25 protein-coding genes and 1 pseudogene are annotated in these 22,067 nt (G+C 45.7%); 20 read left to right on the plus strand and 6 right to left on the minus strand.

All coding sequences use genetic code 11. From position 1 onward, the window contains the following. Nucleotides 1-94 precede the first annotated feature (94 nt). The 4 genes from M654_RS05075 to M654_RS05090 all read left to right on the plus strand — a co-directional run bounded on the left by M654_RS05075 (nt 95) and on the right by M654_RS05090 (nt 5,450). Nucleotides 95-1,396, plus strand: coding sequence for a homoserine dehydrogenase (locus M654_RS05075; RefSeq protein ID WP_026588632.1), 1,302 nt, complete (start codon nt 95-97; stop codon nt 1,394-1,396). After that, nucleotides 1,396-2,454: a threonine synthase gene (thrC, locus tag M654_RS05080; RefSeq protein WP_026588631.1), complete on the plus strand. Its 1,059-nt coding sequence runs from the start codon at nt 1,396-1,398 to the stop codon at nt 2,452-2,454. Before M654_RS05075 ends, thrC begins: the two co-directional genes overlap by 1 nt. Next, on the plus strand, nt 2,451-3,371 hold the full coding sequence (gene thrB / locus M654_RS05085) for a homoserine kinase (RefSeq protein WP_026588630.1): 921 nt from the start codon (nt 2,451-2,453) through the stop codon (nt 3,369-3,371). The genes thrC and thrB overlap by 4 nt, the downstream gene beginning before the upstream one ends. A 108-nt stretch (nt 3,372-3,479) precedes the next feature. Then, complete coding sequence (locus M654_RS05090; protein WP_026588629.1) at nt 3,480-5,450, plus strand: S9 family peptidase; 1,971 nt, start codon at nt 3,480-3,482, stop codon at nt 5,448-5,450. Nucleotides 5,451-5,487: 37 nt separating this feature from the next. On the opposite strand, the pseudogene M654_RS05095 reads toward M654_RS05090, so the two are convergent. Continuing rightward, a pseudogene (locus tag M654_RS05095) lies at nt 5,488-5,786 on the minus strand (NifU family protein). A 133-nt stretch (nt 5,787-5,919) separates the two neighbouring features. Between M654_RS05095 and M654_RS05100 the strand changes: the two are divergent. Further along, a complete protein-coding gene (locus tag M654_RS05100) occupies nt 5,920-6,252 on the plus strand; it encodes a YuzD family protein (protein WP_026588627.1) in 333 nt (110 codons plus the stop codon). A gap of 107 nt (nt 6,253-6,359) precedes the next feature. Beyond that, nucleotides 6,360-6,626 carry a hypothetical protein gene (locus tag M654_RS05105; RefSeq protein WP_026588626.1) on the plus strand — a complete coding sequence of 89 codons (267 nt, stop codon included), beginning with the start codon at nt 6,360-6,362 and terminating at the stop codon, nt 6,624-6,626. A gap of 41 nt (nt 6,627-6,667) precedes the next feature. On the opposite strand, the gene M654_RS05110 is transcribed toward M654_RS05105, so the two are convergent. Next, the gene (locus M654_RS05110; protein ID WP_026588625.1) at nt 6,668-7,168 is read right to left on the minus strand and encodes a phenolic acid decarboxylase; all 501 of its coding nucleotides are present in this window, start codon (nt 7,166-7,168) and stop codon (nt 6,668-6,670) included. 236 nt (nt 7,169-7,404) lie between these two features. Here M654_RS05110 and M654_RS05115 point away from each other — a divergent pair, with 236 nt between their 5' ends. The 3 genes from M654_RS05115 to M654_RS05125 all read left to right on the plus strand — a co-directional run bounded on the left by M654_RS05115 (nt 7,405) and on the right by M654_RS05125 (nt 9,482). Further along, nucleotides 7,405-8,511, plus strand: a complete 1,107-nt coding sequence (locus M654_RS05115; protein WP_026588624.1) for a Rap family tetratricopeptide repeat protein — start codon at nt 7,405-7,407, stop codon at nt 8,509-8,511. Beyond that, nucleotides 8,508-8,717, plus strand: coding sequence for a hypothetical protein (locus tag M654_RS05120; RefSeq protein WP_026588623.1), 210 nt, complete (start codon nt 8,508-8,510; stop codon nt 8,715-8,717). Before M654_RS05115 ends, M654_RS05120 begins: the two co-directional genes overlap by 4 nt. A 132-nt stretch (nt 8,718-8,849) precedes the next feature. Then, on the plus strand, nt 8,850-9,482 hold the full coding sequence (locus M654_RS05125; protein ID WP_026588622.1) for a dienelactone hydrolase family protein: 633 nt from the start codon (nt 8,850-8,852) through the stop codon (nt 9,480-9,482). A gap of 372 nt (nt 9,483-9,854) precedes the next feature. Here M654_RS05125 and M654_RS05130 read toward each other — a convergent pair whose 3' ends face one another. Then, on the minus strand, nt 9,855-10,922 hold the full coding sequence (locus M654_RS05130) for an NAD(P)/FAD-dependent oxidoreductase (protein WP_026588621.1): 1,068 nt from the start codon (nt 10,920-10,922) through the stop codon (nt 9,855-9,857). Nucleotides 10,923-11,189: 267 nt separating this feature from the next. Between M654_RS05130 and M654_RS05135 the strand changes: the two genes are divergently transcribed. From M654_RS05135 to M654_RS05155, 5 genes are all read left to right on the plus strand, one after another. After that, a complete protein-coding gene (locus tag M654_RS05135) occupies nt 11,190-11,426 on the plus strand; it encodes a YuzB family protein (protein ID WP_026588620.1) in 237 nt (78 codons plus the stop codon). Nucleotides 11,427-11,585: 159 nt separating this feature from the next. Further along, nucleotides 11,586-12,803: a NupC/NupG family nucleoside CNT transporter gene (locus M654_RS05140; protein ID WP_026588619.1), complete on the plus strand. Its 1,218-nt coding sequence runs from the start codon at nt 11,586-11,588 to the stop codon at nt 12,801-12,803. A gap of 122 nt (nt 12,804-12,925) precedes the next feature. After that, nucleotides 12,926-13,780 carry a diaminopimelate epimerase gene (gene dapF, locus M654_RS05145; protein ID WP_026588618.1) on the plus strand — a complete coding sequence of 285 codons (855 nt, stop codon included), beginning with the start codon at nt 12,926-12,928 and terminating at the stop codon, nt 13,778-13,780. A gap of 76 nt (nt 13,781-13,856) precedes the next feature. Next, nucleotides 13,857-14,222 carry a HesB/IscA family protein gene (locus tag M654_RS05150; RefSeq protein WP_026588617.1) on the plus strand — a complete coding sequence of 122 codons (366 nt, stop codon included), beginning with the start codon at nt 13,857-13,859 and terminating at the stop codon, nt 14,220-14,222. Nucleotides 14,223-14,316: 94 nt separating this feature from the next. Then, nucleotides 14,317-14,796, plus strand: a complete 480-nt coding sequence (locus M654_RS05155; RefSeq protein ID WP_026588616.1) for a GNAT family N-acetyltransferase — start codon at nt 14,317-14,319, stop codon at nt 14,794-14,796. Nucleotides 14,797-15,076: 280 nt separating this feature from the next. On the opposite strand, the gene M654_RS05160 is transcribed toward M654_RS05155, so the two are convergent. Further along, a complete protein-coding gene (locus M654_RS05160; protein ID WP_026588615.1) occupies nt 15,077-15,301 on the minus strand; it encodes a cold-shock protein in 225 nt (74 codons plus the stop codon). A gap of 140 nt (nt 15,302-15,441) precedes the next feature. Between M654_RS05160 and M654_RS05165 the strand changes: the two genes are divergently transcribed. After that, nucleotides 15,442-15,645: a DUF2116 family Zn-ribbon domain-containing protein gene (locus M654_RS05165; protein WP_026588614.1), complete on the plus strand. Its 204-nt coding sequence runs from the start codon at nt 15,442-15,444 to the stop codon at nt 15,643-15,645. 35 nt (nt 15,646-15,680) lie between these two features. Here the strand turns inward: M654_RS05165 and yumC are convergent, their stop codons facing one another. Beyond that, nucleotides 15,681-16,679, minus strand: a complete 999-nt coding sequence (gene yumC / locus M654_RS05170; RefSeq protein ID WP_026588613.1) for a ferredoxin--NADP reductase 2 — start codon at nt 16,677-16,679, stop codon at nt 15,681-15,683. Between the two features lie 342 nt (nt 16,680-17,021). Between yumC and M654_RS05175 the strand changes: the two genes are divergently transcribed. The 4 genes from M654_RS05175 to M654_RS05190 all read left to right on the plus strand — a co-directional run bounded on the left by M654_RS05175 (nt 17,022) and on the right by M654_RS05190 (nt 19,749). After that, nucleotides 17,022-18,239 (plus strand): NAD(P)/FAD-dependent oxidoreductase, encoded by a 1,218-nt coding sequence (locus M654_RS05175; protein WP_026588612.1) that lies wholly within the window; start codon nt 17,022-17,024, stop codon nt 18,237-18,239. A 183-nt stretch (nt 18,240-18,422) separates the two neighbouring features. Further along, nucleotides 18,423-18,551 carry a YuiA family protein gene (locus M654_RS05180; RefSeq protein WP_035428456.1) on the plus strand — a complete coding sequence of 43 codons (129 nt, stop codon included), beginning with the start codon at nt 18,423-18,425 and terminating at the stop codon, nt 18,549-18,551. Nucleotides 18,552-18,627: 76 nt separating this feature from the next. Further along, entirely contained in the window at nt 18,628-18,948 is a 321-nt protein-coding gene (locus M654_RS05185; protein ID WP_026588611.1) for a YuiB family protein, read from the plus strand. 135 nt (nt 18,949-19,083) lie between these two features. Beyond that, complete coding sequence (locus M654_RS05190) at nt 19,084-19,749, plus strand: 3D domain-containing protein (protein ID WP_026588610.1); 666 nt, start codon at nt 19,084-19,086, stop codon at nt 19,747-19,749. Nucleotides 19,750-19,796: 47 nt separating this feature from the next. Here M654_RS05190 and M654_RS05195 read toward each other — a convergent pair whose 3' ends face one another. After that, a complete protein-coding gene (locus M654_RS05195) occupies nt 19,797-20,273 on the minus strand; it encodes a divergent PAP2 family protein (protein WP_026588609.1) in 477 nt (158 codons plus the stop codon). A gap of 163 nt (nt 20,274-20,436) precedes the next feature. Here M654_RS05195 and M654_RS05200 point away from each other — a divergent pair, with 163 nt between their 5' ends. Beyond that, nucleotides 20,437-21,927 (plus strand): leucyl aminopeptidase, encoded by a 1,491-nt coding sequence (locus M654_RS05200; RefSeq protein ID WP_026588608.1) that lies wholly within the window; start codon nt 20,437-20,439, stop codon nt 21,925-21,927. Nucleotides 21,928-22,067 lie beyond the last annotated feature (140 nt).

Consider the following 22,067-nt stretch of genomic DNA (forward strand, 5'->3'; position numbering starts at 1 on the left):
ATCCCCCATTATAATATTTGTAACTCAAATGTCTGCGTTATGTTTACAAATGTCCTCTTAGAAAGGACGATCGGAAGAGAAAGGTGGAATTTCAGTGAAGGCGATACGAGTGGGGCTTCTAGGTTTAGGAACAGTCGGGAGCGGTGTGGTGAAAATCATTCAGGATCACCAGGATAAATTGACACACCAGGTTGGTTGTCCCGTCACCATTCAAAAAGTACTTGTAAAAGACAAGAATAAGAAGAGGGATGTCGAGCTTTCCCAGGAAGTGCTGACAACCGAAGCTTATGATGTGATAGATGATCCCGAAGTGGATGTCATTATTGAAGTCATCGGCGGAATTGAACAGACAAGAAAGTATCTGCTTGACGCGCTTCGCGCCAAAAAACACGTCGTGACTGCCAATAAGGATTTGATCGCACTTTACGGGTCAGAGCTGTTGGCCGCGGCGAAAGAAAACGGCTGCGACCTTTATTTCGAGGCGAGTGTGGCGGGAGGCATTCCGATCCTGCGCAGTTTGGAAGACGGCCTTGCTTCGGACAGAATCACAAAGATGATGGGAATCGTCAATGGAACGACGAATTTTATTTTAACGAAGATGAACAAGGAAAATGCCTCATATGATGATGTGCTGAAGGAAGCGCAAAGGCTCGGTTTTGCCGAAGCGGACCCGACTGCTGATGTGGAAGGGCTTGACGCAGCGAGAAAAATGGCAATTTTGGCACGGCTCGGCTTTTCCATGAACGTCGATCTTGAAGATGTCAAAGTAAAGGGCATTTCCCAAGTGTCTGATGAAGACATCAACTTCAGCAAACGTCTCGGCTATACAATGAAGCTGATCGGCATCGCCCAGCGGGACGGCAAAAAAGTCGAAGTCAGCGTGCAGCCGACATTGCTTCCGGAGCATCATCCGCTGTCATCTGTGCACAATGAGTTTAATGCCGTTTACGTGTACGGGGAAGCCGTCGGAGAAACGATGTTCTACGGTCCGGGAGCGGGAAGCATGCCGACTGCCACAGCCGTCGTGTCCGATTTGGTCTCCGTCATGAAAAACATGCGTCTAGGCGTCAATGGCAGAAGCTTTGTCGACCCGCAGTTTGAAAAGCAAATGAAGGCGCCGGCGGAAATCTTTGCCCAGCAGTTTTTAAGAATCCATGTCAAAGATCAAGTCGGGTCCTTTTCAAAAATCACCTCGATTTTTTCTGAAAGAGGTGTCAGCTTTGAAAAAATCCTCCAGCTTCCGATTAAAGGTCATGACGACTTGGCTGAAATCGTCATCGTCACGCATCATACGTCTGAAGAAGATTTCACCGAAATTTTGCAAAAGCTGAATGATCTTGAGGTTGTTCACCAGGTTAAAAGCACTTATCGAGTAGAAGGGAACGGTTGGAGCTAATGTGGAAAGGACTTATTCATCAATATCAAGACTATCTGCCAGTAACGGACAAAACACCAGAACTGACGCTGAATGAAGGAAACACGCCGCTGATCTATCTGCAAAACCTTTCAAAAAAGCTCGGCATTGAGCTCTATGTCAAAACAGAAGGTGTCAACCCGACCGGTTCCTTTAAAGACCGCGGCATGGTCATGGCGGTGGCAAAAGCGAAGGAAGAGGGCAATGACACGATCATGTGTGCATCGACAGGAAACACATCGGCAGCAGCCGCGGCCTATGCGGCGCGAGCCAATATGAAATGCATCGTGATCATTCCCGACGGCAAAATCGCCTTCGGAAAATTGGCCCAAGCCGTCATGTACGGCGCTGAGATCATCGCGATCGACGGAAACTTTGACGACGCGCTGAAAATGGTTCGCAGCATTTGTGAAAAAGAGCCGATCGCATTGGTCAACTCTGTCAACCCTTACCGAATTGAAGGGCAAAAAACCGCTTCATTTGAAATTTGCGAGCAGCTCGGGGAAGCACCTGACATTCTGGCAATCCCTGTAGGAAATGCCGGCAACATTACGGCATATTGGAAAGGGTTTAAAGAATATCACCAAAAAAATGGAACAGGTCTGCCGGTTATGCGCGGTTTTCAGGCGGAAGGCGCCGCTCCGATTGTCAAAAACAAGGTTGTTGAAAATCCTGAAACCGTTGCGACAGCCATTCGAATCGGGAATCCGGCAAGCTGGGATAAAGCCGTCAATGCCGCAAATGAATCGAACGGCAAAATCGATGCAGTGTCAGATGAAGAGATTCTCCATGCCTATCAGCTTCTTGCCCGGGAGGAAGGTGTTTTCGCAGAGCCGGGATCATGCGCGTCAATCGCAGGCGTGCTGAAACAGGTGAAAACGAAAGAAATTCAGCCTGGAACGAAGGTTGTCGCGGTATTAACCGGAAACGGCCTGAAAGATCCGAATACAGCTGTAGATGTATCACAGATGAAACCTGTCACACTGCCGACAGACGAAGAAAAAATTCTCGAACACTTAAAAGGAGCCGCACGTGTATGACAGAGGCTGACATGCTGTTTTCCATTACGGTTCCTGGAAGCACGGCGAATTTGGGCCCGGGTTTTGATTCGGTCGGCATGGCGCTGTCCCGCTATTTAAAGCTGTCCGTTTTTCCGTCTGATGAGTGGCGTTTTGCAGCTGAAACAGATGTCCTCGCCGGCATACCGGAAGGAACGGAAAACTTGATTTACCAAGTGGCCAAACGGACTGCTGATCATTTCGGGAAAGAGCTTTCGCCGAGCCTTGTGAAAGTGTGGAGCGACATTCCGCTGGCGCGGGGCCTCGGCAGCAGCGCCGCCGCAATTGCCGCGGCCATTGAACTGGCAAACGAGCTCGCTGATTTACAGCTCTCAGACAGTGATAAGCTCCATTTTGCGAGTCTTGAAGAAGGCCATCCTGACAATGCCGGTGCTTCCCTTTCCGGCGGCCTTGTGATCGGGCTGCACGAAGAAAATCACACGGAGATGGTCTCTGTCAAGGAAATTGATTTGGATGTCGTCGTTGTGATTCCTTTTTATGAAGTGCTCACAAAAGATGCGCGGGACGTGCTCCCTGACAGCCTCTCTTATCCAAAAGCGGTTGAAGCGAGCGCTGTCAGCAATATGCTCGTCGCCGGGCTCATGTCAAAGGACTGGCAGCTTGTCGGCCGCATGATGAAAAAAGACCTTTTCCACCAGCCGTACCGGCGGGCCCTCGTCCCTGAGCTTGCCAAGGTGGAGCATGAAGCGGGCTTAAACGGGGCATACGGAACGGCTTTAAGCGGCGCAGGACCCACGATCCTTTCCTTTATCGAAAAAGGCAAAGGCGAAGCGCTTCAAAGCAAGCTCGCCGCAAAGTTTCCGCACTGTGAGGTCGACTGTCTTCATATACCGGATACCGGCTGTGTCGTCGAGAGAAAATCAGTGAATAGTGTTTAATGAAAAGAGCCTTTAACGGCTCTTTTTTGTTTCTCGCACAAAACAAGGATTTTTATTTAGGAAGTCGAAATAGAATATAGAATTCAACATGAAGGAGGAGAATCAACGTTGAAGCAGCTCATAACTGAAGCAGACCTCATCAAGCTGGCGTCTATCACAGACCCGCAGTATTCACCTGACGGCAGGAAAATCGCTTATGTGCAAACATCTGTGAACGAAGAGCAGGATTCCTATGACGCACAGATCATGGTTTATGATGTTGAAAAGCGGAAAACGGCGCAATGGACGTTTGGAAAGGGCAGAAATCAGCATCCCCGCTGGTCGCCAGACGGCAGTATGCTCGCCTTTACATCAAATAGGGATGAAACGGCACAGGTCTACATCATTCATACAGCCGGAGGAGAGGCAAAAAAGGTGACCGATATTCCATACGACATCACAGAGCCCGAATGGTCGCCAGACGGTAAATCCTTGCTTTGTTCAGTGAAACTGACTAAAGACGAAAGTGTAACAGATAAAGAAAAAACAAAAATTGATGATCACGAACCTTTAGAAGTCGATTCTTTAGTATATAAAGCGGACGGACAAGGCTTTAAGAGGGGGAAATACACCCAGCTGATCCTCGTTGAGCTGGAAACGGGGGATGTTCAACAGGTCACGGATGAGGAGAGAGAGCACTTTAGCCACACGTTTTCGCCCTGCGGGAATAGGATCGCTTTTTCCGCCAATGTGACAGGGAAAGCCGACGCCCGTGTAAACGATGTCTACCTCATGACGCTTTCGACAGGAGAGACAAAGCGGCTCACAGGACAAAACGGGGTGTTCTCGTCACTGTCTTTTTCACCTGATGGTCAGTATCTTGCGTTTTTAGGAAATGAACAGGAATTTAAAAATGCTACCTTTGATAAAGCTTGGCTGTACGATATGGAAAAAGATCAAGTGACTTGCCTGACAGAAATGCTTGACGTCCATCTTCAAGACGCGGTTGTCGGGGACAGCCTTGTCGGAGGCGTCCTCCCGAAACCGGCCTGGACAAAGGACGGAAACGGCTTTTATGTGATTGGAACCGACCAGGGCTCAACAGGCATATATTACATATCAACAGAAGGCCTTGCATATCCGGTCCGATTTGAAAAGGAACATCTGAACGGGTTCAGCCTCCATCCGGATGAAGCGGGCTTTGCCGCTGCCATCGCTTTGCCTGATTGGCCGAGCGAGCTTTATGATGTCCCTCTGGGGGAAGACAAAGCAGAGCGGCTTACAGATGCCAACCTGGCTTTTATAGAGGAACATATCATCTCAGAACCCGAAGAGCTGCAATTTGAAACAAAGGACGGTTTGACGGTGCACGGATGGCTGATGAAACCGGCACAATATGAGGAAGGAAAGACGTATCCGCTTATTTTGGAAGTGCACGGCGGCCCTCACGCCATGTATGCCAATACTTATTTTCACGAATTTCAAGTGCTGGCTGCCAAAGGCAATGCCGTCGTCTATGTCAATCCGAGAGGAAGCCATGGATACGGGCAGGAATTCGTCAATCAAGTGCGGGGCGATTACGGAGGAGGAGACTATGAGGATGTCATGGCAGCTGTAGACTATGCCGTTGCAGAAAATGACTTCATCGATCGGGAAAGGCTCGGCATCACGGGAGGAAGCTACGGCGGCTTTATGACGAACTGGGCCGTCGGCCATACGGACCGCTTTAAGGCTGCGGTGACGCAGCGGTCGATATCCAACTGGATCAGTTTTTACGGTGTGAGTGACATCGGCTACTTTTTCACAGAATGGCAGCTCGGTGCAGATCTCTTTGAAAACCCGGATATGCTGTGGGACCGTTCTCCTTTGAAATATGCGGAACGCGTCAAGACCCCGCTGTTGATCCTGCATGGCGAACGGGATGACAGATGTCCGATTGAACAAGCTGAACAGCTGTTTACCGCGCTGAAGAAAATGGACAAAGAAGTGAAGTTCGTCAGGTTTCCGAACGCATCCCACAATTTATCAAGGAACGGGCATCCAAAACAGCGGATCAAGCGGCTGCAATATATAGCGGAATGGTTTGAAGATTATTTATAAACAAAAAAGGCTGCCGTTGCGGCAGCCTTTCGGGTCATTAAAATACTTGTTCTACTTCAAGAACGCCCGGTACTTCTTCCAAAAGGGCGCGTTCAATTCCCGCTTTCAGGGTGATGGTTGAACTTGGGCAGCTTCCGCAAGCGCCGAGCAGGCGAAGTTTCACGATGCCGTCTTCCACGTCGACAAGCTCACAGTCTCCGCCGTCGCGCAGCAAAAATGGACGAAGTTTGTCCAGGACTTCCTGTACCTGTTCTTTCATTTCGACTTCTGTCGTCATTCATATCGCTCCTTTCAAATCATACAACCATTATATTCAGTCGAACAATAAAAAGCTATTGTTTGGTTTCATCGTTTTCCCACATATTATATCATATTTACCGTTAAAGACAAAAAACGATTTTCATTTCTGATATGGAGCACGGGAAAAAAATAGACTAAAATAAAAGTAAACAGAAAGGAGTCTGCTTAGATGAAAAAACCTGCTGAGCTTTTTGTCTATGGTGCGGAAGTTCTCTGTCCAAGCTGTGTCAATCTGCCCTCATCAAAAGAAACATATGAATGGCTCGAAGCAGCCCTGAAACGAAAATATCCCGGCCAGCCTTTCTCGATTACCTACATCGATATCCACCGCCCGCCGAAAAATGATCCTGAAAAACAGGAAATTTCAAAAAAGATACTCAATGATGAATATTTTTATCCGCTCGTCCTTGTCGGCGATCAAGTGGTCGGCGAGGGAAATCCAAAGCTGAAGGACGTCTGTAAAGAGATGGAAAAGCAAGGATATGAGCCTGCAAAAATATAAACAGCATGGGATTTTACCCCCTGCTGTTTTATTTTTGCATGATTGTTCTTTTGGAAAACAGGACAGACTAACTAAGGCTGATGGATAAAAGTTCGGGAGTGTGTTGTATGGCAAACGTAGAAGGGCAAATCGTGTCCGGTGTATTTGACGGTGAAACGAACATGTTTTCATTAAGAAAAATCAAGCAGTTTCAAACGCAAACAAATTTGAATGCAAATCAATTGCAGGCTTTGCAGCAGTATTTAAAGCAGCATGAGCATGAAGAAGACGGACAGATCATCACACTGTATGATCAAATGCTTGTCCCTCTTTCCCGAGACGACATTCAAGCTTTGCTGCATGATTTATCAAAGGTCCAATCCTTATATCATTAACAAAGAGGCTGAGCGGCCCCAGCCTCTTGTCTATCCTCTGTTCACACCCGTTTTCCTGCACGGATGTCATCCGTCATTCCGGGGTAGGGCGCTTTTGAAATAAGCTCTTCATTATCGATGCCGGCGTTCTCCATAAACGTAATGTCGGCAAATTCAGGTACGACATATTTTGGATATGTCTCATATTTTTCGCGTGATTCCTCCATTAAGTCAATATGGTCATTTTGAAAGCAAACCGTGATGTCAGGACGTTCGTGCACCCATTTTGGGAAGAAGATGATGCCGTGCATCCGCTTTTCCTCCGGCATAAAGTTTAATGAAACATCAGTGCCTGTCGGCTCGGTCCAGGATACTTTATAGACGCCGTCAGTCAGTTTGACGATATTTGTTTCCTGATCGCGGACCCAGCGGCCCCCCACCATTCCGCTGTGAATACGGTAGTCGATGGTATGATCATTTTTGATATAGATCTCATATTCCCAGCCGTTTTCATAAGTATAAATCATATGACTTCCAACAAAATCTTTTACATCTTCATTCATTAAAATCTCTCCTTTATTGTAAACTCAAACATGTTTATATTTACATATATAATTATAGATTTTTCGCGGATAAAATTCAACTCACAGACGCTTTTGTCAAAATGGAGGTGAAATAAAAGGATTTTAGGAAATTATGCTAATATTTAGAAAAATACATTGTCAAAAAATGAGTGATTCTGTAAAATGAAAAGCAACCCATAAAAAGGAAAAAATCGAAGGGAAGGAATGATAATCGGTTGAAGACAAAAATCGCATACGAAGAAGTCGCGAAAATGCTGAATCAATGGTATGTCATGATTAAGCGCCACGAAATATCCCAAGCGGTCTCCATAAAACATGAGATTGAACATCTGCTGCCATATATGGAAGAAAATCAGGATTTGCTGCTCTATTTTAATCTGCTCGACTACCGCCATAAATTGGTAACGGAAGAATTTGCCGCTTCCAACAGGCTTTTTGAGGACATCCAGTATCAAAAAGCCGATATGCAAAGCACCGATGACATGATTGAATATTATTTTTTCTTTTTTGCCGGCATGTACGAGTTTCATAAGAAGGACTACACAAATGCCATCAATTACTACAAAATGGCTGAGGACAAGCTTAGAAAAATCCCCGATCAAATCGAAAACGCCGAATTCCATTACAAACTGGCCATCGCCTACTATCAAATCAAACAAAATTTCTTCTCCTTGAACCATGCGAAAACAGCTTTAAAAACCTTCAAAATGCATGATGATTACATCCAAAAAGCGATCAGCAATGAAATGCTCATAGGTGCGAACAAACTCGATTTATTTCGCTTTGACGAAGCTGAACAACATTATAAGCAGGCGCTTAAAGATGCTGAACTGATCAAGCACCATGTCCTCATCGGAATGGCGCATCACAACTTGGGGTTAAGCTATTTTAACCGCGATCTCCTCACCCTGGCGGAAAAGCATTTCATAGAAGCGCTCTGTTTAAAAGAGCATGAGGAATCGGTTTACGGCATTCATTCAATGTTTGAATTGACCCACGTCCTGTACAAAGCGGGCCGCTTTCATGAAGCGCGCGAATGGTTTGAAAAAGGATTTTCCCGCGCGAAAAAAGCAGGAGAAAGGGAATATTTGTCGAAATTTAAACTTATACATGCTCTGTATGATGAACAAAATCCACTGATCGTCGAAAAAGCTTTAGAATACCTCAAAACAATCAATCTTTGGACGGATATAGCGGAATTAACACTGGACGCTGCGCTTTTCTATAAAAAAAATGGTGATGCAGACAATGCTGCCGGATATTTTGAAGAGTCTCATCATGCAAGAGACCAAATTCTTAAAAGAACGGAGGAGATAAAGTGAAAAAGATCATTGCCGTTGTTTCAACGGCCGTTTTCGCCGGCCTTGTCGTTTTGAGTTTTGCGTCTCAGGCAAGCAACAACGCCGAGTTGGCGGGACGTGCCATTTTTCTTGATCAAGCGTCCGCAAAGCTGATGGCGGGAAGAGCGATCTTCCTTGACAGCTATCCCGGAACATCGCTTGCAGACAAATCTTCTGCATTAAGCTGACAAGCTCGATCGGACAAGTCTCCCCCAGACTCGTCCGCACACTGCCATCCATTTTATAATGGCGCCATGATCGGCGCCTTCTTTTTTTGGAGCTTATGAAGCCAGCTCACATAGAAATGAAGGAGTCAGAGGATGATACATATTCAGAAGAATTCAGAGCAGGCGATGATCGTATTACATGAAATATACGGGATCAACCGGCATATGGAAGATGTTTGCCGCTCGCTTTCCCACCGCGGGTTTGATGTCATCTGTCCGAATTTATTAAATCAGGAAAAACCATTCGATTATATGGAGGAGAAAGCCGCCTATCTTCATTTTATGGAGAACGTCGGTTTTGCGGGTGCTGCCCGCAAAATCAAAGTGTTGATATGTCATTTGAAAGATCAATATCAAAAGATCATACTGGTCGGGTTCAGCGTGGGAGCGACTTTAGCCTGGCTGTGCAGCGAAGAGAAACACGTCAGCGGGGTTGTCGGATATTACGGCTCCCGTATTAGAGATTACTTGGACATATCACCTGCATGCCCCGCGATGCTTTTCTTTCCGGAAAAAGAGAAGTCTTTTGACGTCGACGAAATTATTGCAGTCCTGGAAGCAAAATCTGTTAAAGCGTTCAAGCTGAAAGGGGCGCATGGATTTAGCGACCCTTATTCAGTCAATTACAACAGCGATTCTTCACAGATTGCATACGAGGAAATGATGGACTTTTTAAAACAATGGCGGATGGTTGAGAAGATAGAACAGGTCACTTTGTCTGACTAAACTTTGATTCTGCCAAAATTACGATATCATGTAGAAGCTTGATATCCATTATGAATCATTTTTGTGGATAAAGTCTATTATATAGGACAACAAGGCAAGAACTAAACGGACCGTATAAGCAGCACCCCCCTTTATAGGGAAGTGGAGAGCCAAAATTATTTTACAAAAACACTCTCAGGATACCGAGAGTGTTTTTTTATGATATTAATAAAACAAGCCCATCCTGACAGATGAACTTGTTCCGGTCTGAAAATACATATTTCTGTCATGTGATGCCAGAAAGTACAACATTTTTCTCAGCGAAAACTCAAATCGGAAAGCCCTTGATATATCAAGGGTTCGCAGGAGAAGCGCACGACGGCTCTCGAAACCCTATCCATTATGATGCTTATACATCCAAAGCAGTCCCGATTTCAACAGGCGCGGTACTCGGCCGATCAGCGGCCTGTCAGCGACCAGTCCGAAGCCGGCTTTCTTGCCGAGTGAGCCGAGTACGCCTTTCAGTTTGAATTTTGGCATCTCTTCCGGGAGAGGCTCGCCTTTCCAGCGCCATTCCAGAACCTGAACGATCTGCTCCGCCTGTGCTTCGGCAAGCTGTGCACTTGGTGCGTGAGGAAGGCTTGCACAATCTCCAACGACATAGACGTGTTCGTCGACAGGCAGATTGTGGTGCGGTGTTAAGACGACGCGGCCTTGCGCGTCCTTTTCCACATCAAGCTCGCGGACGACTTGATTCGGCTGGATGCCCGCTGTCCAAACGATCGCATCCGCTTGAATCGGATCGTCATGGTTATAGACGATACCTTGCTCCACTTTCGTAATATTCGCACAGTTAATAATCTTGACGCCGTGCTCTTCAAACCAGCTTTGAACATATTTGCTCAGCCGCTCAGGGAAGCTTGACAAAATGAATTCACCGCGGTCGAAAAGAATAATGTTCAAGTCTTTTCTGCTCTCTCTCAATTCGCTCGCAAGTTCTACACCGCTCAGTCCCGCACCGACGATCGCAACGGTTGCTTCCGCGTTTAAGTTGTTGAGCGCCTGATAAGTGTGGCGCGATTGATCGATCGTCTGGATGCTGTATGTGTGTTCAGGAGCACCAGGCACATTGTGATATTTATCTTCACAGCCGAGTCCGATGACTGCATCATCATAAGAAATCGGCTCTCTGTCATGAAACAAAACCTTTTTTTGCTCAAGGTCAAGACCGGAAATATCGCCGTATTCCAGCTTTAATTTAGGGTGATCCGGGAAGGATACTCTGATATGATGATCAGAAATCGTTCCGGCAGCAAGTGCGTAATATTCGGTTTTTAAACAATGGTAAGGGTTTCTGTCAATTAAAGTGATCATCACATCATCAGGCAGCTGATTTGGCAATAATCGATGGATGACGCGCATATTTCCGTAGCCGCCGCCGAGCAGGACTAAATTTCTCATTGCTAATTCCCCTTTTCCCCTCAGATTCAGAAACTGATCTATTGCAAAAATAAAAAACTATGAAAATACCCTCTAGAATTATATCTAATTTGATGTAAAATCACAATATTTCTCGGAAAAATAACCTACACAAACACCGCTTTGGCACAATTAGTAAAACTCTTTAAAGTATTAATATGTTACAAAAGCTTTATCAAGCAAATGAATACTTTGACTATTCAAAGGAGATTAGGGTACGATAAAAAAGATAATGAGAGGTGAGAGAACGTGTTTCCAATTGTTGAATTTTGCGTCAGCAATCTTGCCCAAGGTTCCCAGGAGGCAAAGGAAATTTTGGAAAAAGATCCGAATTTGGACGTCGTTGAATACGGCTGCCTGAGTTACTGCGGTCAATGTATGCAGACAATGTTTGCTCTTGTGAACGGTGAAATGGTTTCAGGGAATAATCCGGCTGAATTGGTCGAAAATATATATGAGTTCATTGAGGAAAATGAAATGATATAAGCGGGGTCATGCGAATGATCCCGTTTTTTTTATCAGCCTAAACCCTCATTTGAAAGGGTTTACATAAAAAGAGAAAAAATTCTTAAAAATTTTTGTGGACAGGCAAAAAATTAATTGTTATCTTAATAAAAGTTTAAAAAATAATAAGAGGTGTGGTCATTGAACATATTATGGGGACTTCTTGGAATTATTGTCATTTTCGCGATTGCGTTCTTGCTTTCAGAACATAAAGGCAGAATTAATGTAAGAACGATTTCCATCGGTTTGGCGATCCAGCTCCTGTTTGGCTTTATCGTACTGAAATGGGAAACCGGGCGGGAGGCGTTTCTTTGGTTTACGAAAGCTGTGCAAAACCTCGTGAATTATGCGAATGAAGGTATCAGTTTTCTTTTCGGACCTCTATTAAAAGTGGGAGACAGCGCTGCCTTTGCTCTCAGCGTTCTACCCGTTATCATCTTCTTTTCATCGTTGATTGCCGTTCTTTATCATCTGAAAATCATGCAGGCGATCATCCGGTTTATCGGCGGAGGATTGTCCAAGCTTCTTGGAACGAGCAAAACAGAATCACTTTCAGCAGCGGCGAATATTTTTGTCGGGCAGACCGAAGCTCCATTGGTCATTAAGCCGTTTATTGCCAAACTGACAAAATCTGAGCTGTTTGCGGTTATGACAGGCGGACTGGCTTCAGTTGCCGGCTCTGTTTTATTCGGCTACGCCCTTTTGGGAGTTCCTCTTGAATACTTGCTGGCGGCGAGCTTTATGGCTGCACCGGCAGGATTGATTATGGCAAAAATGCTGATTCCGGAAACGGAAAAATCGATGGCTTCATCTAAGGATATTCAAATGGCTGAAGACGAAGATGCTGCAAATGTCCTCGACGCCGCGGCAAAAGGGGCATCAACAGGTTTGTCGCTTGCTTTGAATGTCGGCGCCATGCTTCTGGCGTTTGTTGCCTTGATCGCCGTTTTAAACGGAATTCTCGGAGGAATCGGCGGATGGTTCGGCTTTAAAGGCCTGTCTCTCGAATTCATACTCGGATATATTTTCGCGCCGCTCGCATTTGTCATCGGTGTCCCTTGGGATGAAGCCGTTCAAGCCGGGAGCTTCATTGGTCAAAAACTCGTCTTAAACGAATTTGTTGCTTACTCCAATTTTGCGCCGGTAATGGAGCAGCTTTCTGCGAAAACCGCTTCAATTATCAGCTTTGCCCTTTGCGGATTTGCCAACCTGTCTTCGGTTGCGATTTTGCTAGGTGGGCTCGGAGGAATGGCGCCAAACCGCCGTTCTGACATCGCCCGTCTCGGTTTAAAAGCCGTAGCGGCCGGAACATTGGCCAACCTTTTAAGCGCGGCAATCGCCGGAATGTTCATCGGATAAATGATAAAAGCTCCCTGCAATATCGCAGGGAGCTTTTATGTATGAAAAACGGGGGATATTCGTATTGTGTCCATCCCGTTCAGCTTTTATACTAAAAGAAATAAAAAAAGTTGGAGGCCGCGATGAATTTTTTTCGTTTTACTAAAATGCACGGTTTAGGAAACAGTTATATATATGTCAATCAATTTGAAGAAAATCTTCCGGAAGAGCTTCTGCCGGATCTTGCTGTCAAAGTTTCTTCGGTCTACACGGGCATCGGCTCGGACGGCATGATTCTGATTTGCCCTTCTGATAAGGCACCGGTTAAAATGCGGATTTTCAACAGCGATGGATCGGAAGGGAAAAACTGCGGAAACGGTTTGCGCTGTGTCGCCAAATATGCGTATGAGCATAACCTGGTAAAGGAAACGTCTTTCTTAATTGAAACATTATCAGGCCTCGTGACGGCAGAAGTCGAAGTGAGAGACGGGAAAGTGGTTTCAGCGACAGTTGACATGGGCGAACCTCGCCTTTTGAAAGCGGATATGCCAATGCTCGGGGAAGAGCAATCGCAAACGGTCAATGAACAGATGACATTCGCCGGACATGACATGAAAGGAACGGCTGTATCAATGGGCAATCCCCATATTGTTTTTTACTTGGACAATATTGAAGAAGCACCTCTTACGACATTGGGTCCGGTGATTGAAAAAGACGAGAGATTCCCCGAAGGTGTCAATGTAGAGTTTGTGGAAGTGGAAAACGCGCAGGAACTGCATTTCCGCGTTTGGGAAAGGGGCTCAGGCATTACCCAGGCGTGTGGAACAGGCGCCTGTGCGGCCGCGGTTGCCTCCATTCTGAACGGCTTTTCCGAAAGAGAAACCGACATTACCGTCCATCTTGCCGGAGGGGATTTGATCATTAACTGGCAAAACGACGGCCGCGTCATGATGACGGGTCCGGCGGAAACGGTTTGTGAAGGCGTATATTACATTTGAAGACAGTCTGTTTGAGAAATGCGGGATTCACATTTATAATAAAGGTACACATGACAGCTGAAGGAGGTGCTTTGTCATGAGTGAAAAAACGATCACGCTTACGGAAGCGGCCGCCATTCATATTAAAGATATGATGAAGGAGCATGAAGAGGAAAATGCTTTCTTAAGAATCGGTGTAAAAGGCGGCGGATGCAGCGGCCTTTCCTATGGCATGGGCTTTGAACACGAAAAAAATGAAGATGACAATGAATTTGCCCAGCATGGGATCACGATGCTGATTGATCAAGAAAGTCTTGATATTATGAACGGAACGGTTATCGATTTTAAACAGTCCATGATGGGCGGAGGCTTTACGATCGACAACCCGAACGCCATCGCATCATGCGGCTGCGGCTCATCATTCCGCACGGCGGTAAACGCCGGTACGCCTGAAGAATGCTGATATACGCGGGTAAAACAACGCCTTTCTCATCGTTTTTGTGAGAAAGGCGTTGTTGTGATATGAAAAGCTTTTATTGCGACTAGGGGGTAAAGACGTGAAGGTTATCCCGGTGAACGAATTGCCAAAAGGGACTGTAACGGAATTTTTTTGCCTCCATTGGGGCAGCCCTGAAATGGTGAATTCAAATGGAACATTTCAATGCGATGAATTGGAAGGGTATGCTGTTTTAGATGAAACGGGCAAAATAGCAGGTCTGATTACTTATATCATCGAAGAAAACGAGTGTGAAGTCGTCTCTTTGGACAGCACTATTGAAAATAAAGGGATTGGCTCGGTTCTTTTAAAAGAAGTCGAACACGTTTCCGAACAAAAGCAATGCAGCGTGGTGAAGCTGATCACCACCAACGATAATATACGCGCCCTGGAATTTTATCAAAAGCGGGGCTATGTATTCAGAGAGCTCTATGTGAATGCGGTGGAAAAAGCAAGGAAAATCAAACCGGAAATTCCCCTTACGGCGGATAACGGCATTCCAATCCGCGATGAAATCCTGTTGCTGAAAAGCTTGGCATAAAAAAAGAAAGTGATTTAAAAGCACCCTGCCTTAATAACGCGAAGTGCGGAACATAACCATCCCTCATGCTCATTTTGCCCAGCCGCACCCCGACGGCTGGATTTTGGCAAATGAACATGACAATCCCAATTGTATGATGAATAGCAACATCTTCTTTTCATACAGGGGGATGGAATCGAAGTATGATTGGACAGTCAGGCGAAAACATAAATATGCGGGAAATCAAAGAATTGATTAAAGAAAGGCATCCACCTCGCTTGGTTTCAGCAAGGGAGTATTTCTATTTTTGATTAAACAGACGATGGAGGTTGCTCGTATTGTTGGCGATTGAGGTTAAATAACGGCTTCCGCTCACCATTTCCTGATTGCAAAGAGGGCATAAAGGACGTTCACTGCTCGTGAAGTTTTTTCTCATCCAGCCGTTGCATTCCTCTGCTGTGCACTCCCAAGTGCTGATATCTTCCTTAGGCAAAGGTTCTTGATTTCGGTTGTTGTAGTAAGACATACCGTCACTTCCTAACAAAGGTTTTTATTCATTTTAAGGATATTTTGTGAATCCTAAGACATTCTATTCGTTTATTTGTTATTCTATTCTGGACAAGTTCTTTTAGGAACAAAAGCCCATCAGGGAAAAGGGGGCCCATCATGGAAGAAAGAATCAACTGCAAAGCATGCGGTCAGCTTATTCCATACAGCTCAAAAGTATGTGAAGCGTGCGGATGCGAAAGCCCGCTTCCTCAATCACAAAAAATCAAAGACAGGATGATCCTGACTGTAGCAGGAATGGTTGCGATTTTAACGATCGTGCTGATTTTGGGAACGCTATTTTCATATATGAATGTCTTTTGACAAAAGGAGCCTTTTCTGTAAGGCTCCTTTTTGTTTTATTTGTTCTCAAACATGCTCGTCGAATGAAGAGGCTGAACGCGGGCTTTGGGATCCATATAAGCTTTTGCGTTGTTTACCGCGGTCGGAGCTTCTCCAAATCCGCTTGCGATCAGCTTGACTTTTCCTTCATATGTGCAGATATCACCGGCTGCATAAAATCCTTCAATATTTGTCTCCATCGTCGATTTGACAACGATCGAATTTTTCTCGATCTCGAGCCCCCAGTTTTTGATCGGTCCGAGGGATGAAACAAATCCGAAGTTGACGATGACGTCATCGACATCAATGACTTCTTTTCTTTCTCCTTTGACTTCCTCAATGACGATCTGCTCTATTTTGTTTTCGCCGATCAGCTCTGTCGGCACAAACGGCGTCAGCACGTTGACTTTGGAATTTCGGAGGTTTTCGACGCTGTGTTCATGGGCGCGGAATTTGTCGCGGCGGTGAATGATCGACACCTCTTTTGCAATCGGTTCAAGCATCAGCGCCCAGTCTACAGCTGAGTCCCCTCCGCCCAGCACTGCAACGCGTCTGCCGGCGAATTGATTCAGATCATCGATGAAGTAATGAAGGTTCGCGTTTTCAAATTGAGCCGCGGATTCAAGTTCAAGCTTTCTCGGCTGAAACGCGCCGTTACCGGCTGTAATAATGACAGTTTTCGAATAGTGAACTTCTTTGTTTGTGACAAGCTTAAATATGCCGTCGGCTTGCTTTTCCACGCTTTCGACAGCCTGTTCAAGGCAAACGGTCTGTTCAAATTTGGCCATTTGCTCCTTTAAGTTGTCGACAAGCTCCTGGGCGCGGATTTTAGGGAAGCCGGCAACATCATATATGTATTTTTCCGGATATAAAGCGGACAGCTGGCCTCCGAGCTGCGGCAGGCTTTCGATGATTTTGACGCTCGCCTGTCTCATTCCGCCGTAAAACGCGGTGAACAGGCCGACCGGGCCGCCTCCGATAATCGTAATATCATATACTTTTGAGTCTTCACGCATGAAAATAATGCCCCCTAAATGAAAATTGTTCTTAATTATATCATATCACATAAAATAAATACGAGTATGTCTGTTGTTTTTCAGCGGTCAAAACCGCTTTTCGCCGGCGGCATATCGAATCTTGAAAAACCAATTCTGAATCGCTATGATGTAGTTGTGAACATTTCATAAATGTTTTATGAATTTTTTTTGTCAATCAGTTGGAAAGCGATCCGTTTTTGGACGGATCTAAAGTGAAGGGTTTCACAATCTTTTTTTCATAAAAAGCCGGAGAGAGGGCGAAAATAACCCAAAGGCTATTTTTATCCGGCTTAGCAGTAAAATATAGAAAAGGTGGATGTGATTCCGTTGAATAAGCCAAAAGTAGTAGTGTTAGGTGCAGGTTACGGTGGATTAATGACTGTGACGCGACTTGTCAAAAAAATCGGCATCAATGAAGCGGACATTACGCTTGTCAATAAGCACAACTATCATTATGAAACAACATGGATGCACGAGGCAAGCGCAGGCACGCTTCATCACGACAGGTGCCGCTATCAAATTAAAGATGTCATCAACACATCCCGCGTCCGTTTTGTTCAGGACACGGTGAAGAAAATCAATAAAGAAGAAAAAAAGGTCGTTCTGGAAACCGGCGAGATTGCATACGACTACCTTGTCGTTGCCTTGGGAGCCGTTCCTGAGACATTCGGCATTTCGGGATTAAAGGAATACGCTTTCCCGATTTCAAACATCGATTCCTCCCGCCAGCTTCGGGAGCATATTGAATACCAGTTTGCGACATACAACACAGAAGCCGAAAAGCGCCCTGAGCGTCTGACGATTGTTGTCGGAGGCGCAGGTTTTACTGGAATCGAATTTTTAGGTGAGCTGGCCAACCGCATTCCCGAATTGTGCAGGGAATACGATATTGACCGCCAGCAGGTCCGCTTGATTTGCGTCGAGGCCGCACCGTCCGCCCTCCCTGGTTTTGACCCCGAACTTGTCGATTATGCGGTCAATTTCCTTGAAGGAAAAGGCGTCGAATTCAAAATCGGAACAGCCGTAAAAGAATGCAAACCAGACGGCATCATTGTCGGAAAAGATGACGAGACCGAAGAAATTAAGGCCGGAACGGTGGTGTGGGCTGCCGGTGTCCGAGGAAATCCGGTGATTGAAGAATCGGGTTTTGAAAATATGCGCGGCCGTGTCAAAGTCAAGCCGGATCTTCGGCTTGACGGCCATGATGAGATTTTTGTCATCGGTGACTGCTCGCTTGTCATCAACGAAGAAACCGATCGTCCATATCCGCCGACAGCGCAAATTTCCATGCAGCAGGGAGAGACTTGTGCGGCAAATATTGCGGCGTTGATCCACGGCAAAGAAACTGAAACATTCACGTTCGATAATAAAGGATCTGTCGCTTCGCTTGGCGAACACGATGCAATCGGCATCGCTTTCGGCAAAAAAATGACCGGTACAAGTGCTTCCTTTATGAAGAAGATGATCGACAACCGTTCGCTCTTCATGATCGGAGGACCGGGGCTCGTCCTGAAGAAAGGGAAATTTAAATTTTTCTAAGAAGCTTGCAGCATGTGCTGCGGGCTTTTTATTTCCGATCAAAAACTTCAAAAATGAAAGAAAACGGAAGAAAGTCTTGTTTTTAAGCGCTTACATGAAATATTCCGTTATATTTTCTGACTTTCTCATTGACAATCTTCATGATATTATTATCTGAAAATTAAGAAAAAAGGTGTGTGTGTGATGAAGACTTCTTCAACTAAGCAGCGCTCAGAAACCTGCACATTTTGTTCAGGCAAAGGTTATTTTCAGCTTCTGCTCGGCGGTTCGGAAACGTGCAGCCACTGCCAGGGGACCGGAAAAGACCGCTGAATCAAGACTTTCCAATGATTGACTCAAGCTCCTTCTCCAATGTACACTAAAAGAGGTTACTTGGGGGTGGAAGGCTTTGATCAGTTTACCAGTTGTCATCATATCAGTTGTCTTGTTTTTCGTCTTGTTTTTCGGAATCGGTTTTTTGCTGAACATGCTGCTCAGGATGTCGTGGATCATGGCTGTCATTTATCCGATTGTATGCCTTTTCATTGTCAATAAGGAAAAATTAATTCGCTATGTGGAGACGCCCGGAGAGGCGTTTTCCGGACTTTTTGACAGGGTGGCTTCATTGGCTGCGGCGGACATTATTATTTTAGCAAGCGGGATGGCCGGGGCCCTTTTGTCAGGAGTCACGATCAAAGCTTTGCGAAAAAGAGGATACCAAATGTTTTAACCTTCTTCTTTTTGCTGAAGAGGGTTTTTTGGTGTGAATTTTCCCAACTTTCTTGAAATTATCTCGCCATCTGAATATTTCCGCCCACTCTTGGAAACAACTAGATGGTGAGAGGAGTGGGAAGATTTGAGAAAAGTGATAACAATGTGCAGGCGCTTTTTGATGACGATATTGTTCGTCCTGGCTTTCATGACGACTTTCTTTGCCGTATCAGGCGTCGAAGCAGAGGATTTATCAAACTGGGCAAAAGAACGGGACCTGTCCCTTAAACAATTGGGGCTAACCTTTAAATCACTTCCGAAAGAAAGGGCGGAAAAGACGTCTTTGTCTGCCGCCAAGCAAATTAAAAACAAACCGAAAAAACTTGAAGACGCATTTGACTGGAGTAAATATCCGAAACAAAAAGTCACGGCAACAGGCTATACCGCAGGGGTTGAATCGACTGGAAAACAGCCTCACGATCCTGAGTACGGGCTTACATATTCAGGAGTCAAAGTGAAAAGAGATTTATATTCGACCGTTGCAGCGGACCCGAACGTGTTTCCGATCGGAACGATTTTGTTCATTCCCGACTACGGCTACGGCGTGGTCGCTGATACGGGATCGGCGATTAAAGGGAACAGGCTGGACCTGTATTATGAAACGGTTGAAGATGTCTATAATGAATGGGGAAAGAAAACCCTTGATGTCTATGTCATTAAAAAAGGGGACGGCTCCGTGACCGAAGAGGATCTCATGAAGCTGAATGAAAACAAATCGATGCAGGTATTCAGGCAAAAATATAAAATGGCGAAAGAATAAGCAAAAAAACGTTTAAGTCCGAAAAACGGGCTTAAACGTTTTTTATTTTACATGAATAAATAGTGCAGAATCAGCGTTAAAGCGATGCCGGTCAATCCTCCGAAAAAGACCTCGATCGGCTGATGGCCCAACAGCTCTTTTAACTTTTTTTGCTTTTCCTCCTGATGCACTTTTGGAAAATCCTTTGCCTCACTGACAAAGCGGTTGAAGTCGCGGACGAGCCGGTTGATGACCGTCGCCTGTTCTCCGGCGTGCCTTCTGACTCCGGTCGCATCAAACATCGTAATGACCGCAAATATCGAAGAGACGGCAAATAAAGACGAATCCATCCCATGGTCAAGAGCCACACCCGTTGACAGGGCCGTAACGGCCGCTGAATGAGAGCTCGGCATCCCCCCCGTGCTGGTCAACAGCCGCCAATCCCATTTTTTTGAGACGACAAAATAAATGGGCACTTTGATGAACTGAGCAAAAAAGATGGCAGCGAAGCTCGCCAGTAAAGGAAAGTTATTGAGGATTTCCATTTTCAGAACATCCTTTCTAAAAGAAAATAGAGATGAATTCAGAAAAGTATGCGGTTATTTGCTAAAATATATCATATGAAACCTCATAAGGAAAAAATGTTTTTCCTATTATAACATTGTTGCTTCAATTTTACTCACTCTGCTGGTAAGGAGCTGTGGACAGATGTTTTATGCCTTTAAAGACTTTGAAAAAAAAGAAACGCTGCTGATCGGATTGTTTAAAAAAAGCCGCCTGTACGGAAAAGCGGAAGAAATCGACCGCCTGTTGAACGGCCAGCTTTTGCAGCTGTTAAAAGACGGTGATGTATCCTCCAAAAAAGCGCAAGTTTCTAAAATATTTACCCCCTCGCTTACGGGAGTTAAACGGCTGTATGTCGTCGGATTGGGCCGGGAAGCGGACTTCTCGTTCGAGGATGCAAAGCGGTGCTTTGCAGAAGCGGTTCAAATGATTCACAAAGACAAAAAGCAGGACATAACCGTTTTGCTAGACAGCTTTGTATCTGATCAAATCGATGCAAACGATGCCGCCCATGCACTGGCGGAGTCCTGCATGCTCTCAACATATGAGGTGCAGGATTACAAGCACAGACCGAACGAACCCGAGCACCACCTGCAAAACGTTTTCGTATTAACTGATCATGACCTGAAGGAGGTTCAGGCAAGCCTTCATGTCGGCCAAGTGTATGGACATGCCACGAATTCAGCCAGAACGCTCGTCAATATGCCGGGCAATATGCTGACCGCGGCCGATCTCGCTTCCTATGCGGCTGAACTGGCGGCTAAATACGAATTCGAATGCGAAATCCTTGAGAAAGAGGAAATGGAAGAACTCGGCATGGGCGGGCTCTTGGCGGTCAACCAAGGGTCTGAAGAACCGCCGAAAATGATCGTGCTTAAATATCAAGGAAAAGAAACATGGGATGATGTGATCGGTTTGGTCGGCAAGGGAATCACGTTTGATACAGGTGGCTATTCTCTTAAAACGAAGGACGGCATTGTCGGGATGAAATCGGATATGGGAGGAGCCGCAAGCGTTTTAGGGGCGATGGAAGCGATCGGCGAACTTCGTCCCGAGCAAAATGTTCTCGCTGTCATCCCGTCCACGGACAATATGATTTCCGGAAGCGCCATGAAGCCCGACGATGTCATCGTTTCCTTAAGCGGCAAGACGATTGAAATTTTGAATACGGATGCTGAAGGACGGCTTGCCCTGGCCGACGGTCTGACTTATGCGAAACACCATGGAGCAAACGTATTGATCGATGTCGCGACACTGACAGGCGGCGTCATCGTCGCTCTCGGCACGGAAACAACGGGGGCCATGACGAATCACGCGCCGCTTTATGACCGGGTGCGGGAAGCTGCTGATGAAGCGGGAGAAGCGATCTGGCAGCTTCCGATAACAGAAAAGGACAAAAAGAGAGTGAAAAACAGCCAAATGGCCGACTTAAACAATTCGCCCGGCAGAGAAGGCCACGCCATAATGGCCGGGACTTTTCTCGGTGAATTCGCAGAGCAGACGCCATGGGTGCATCTTGATATAGCCGGAACGGCAACGACAAATCAGCATACATGCTTCGGGCCAAAAGGCGGGACAGGTGTGATGGTGAGAACGCTTGTCACGTTTGTTGAGCGGTTTACAGGAGATGTATGATCTTTTAGAATCCCCTTCACCAGGGGATTTTTTTATTGGTTAATTTTCACATTTTCAAAGCTTCATTGACGCAATCGCAAAAGATGTGGTAATATACGTTCATTACTTTAATTATCTACTACATTAGCAAACTAAAGTGT

The organism is Bacillus sp. NSP9.1, assembly GCF_000465465.2.
GTDB classification, from domain to species: Bacteria; Bacillota; Bacilli; order Bacillales; family Bacillaceae; genus Bacillus; species Bacillus sonorensis_A.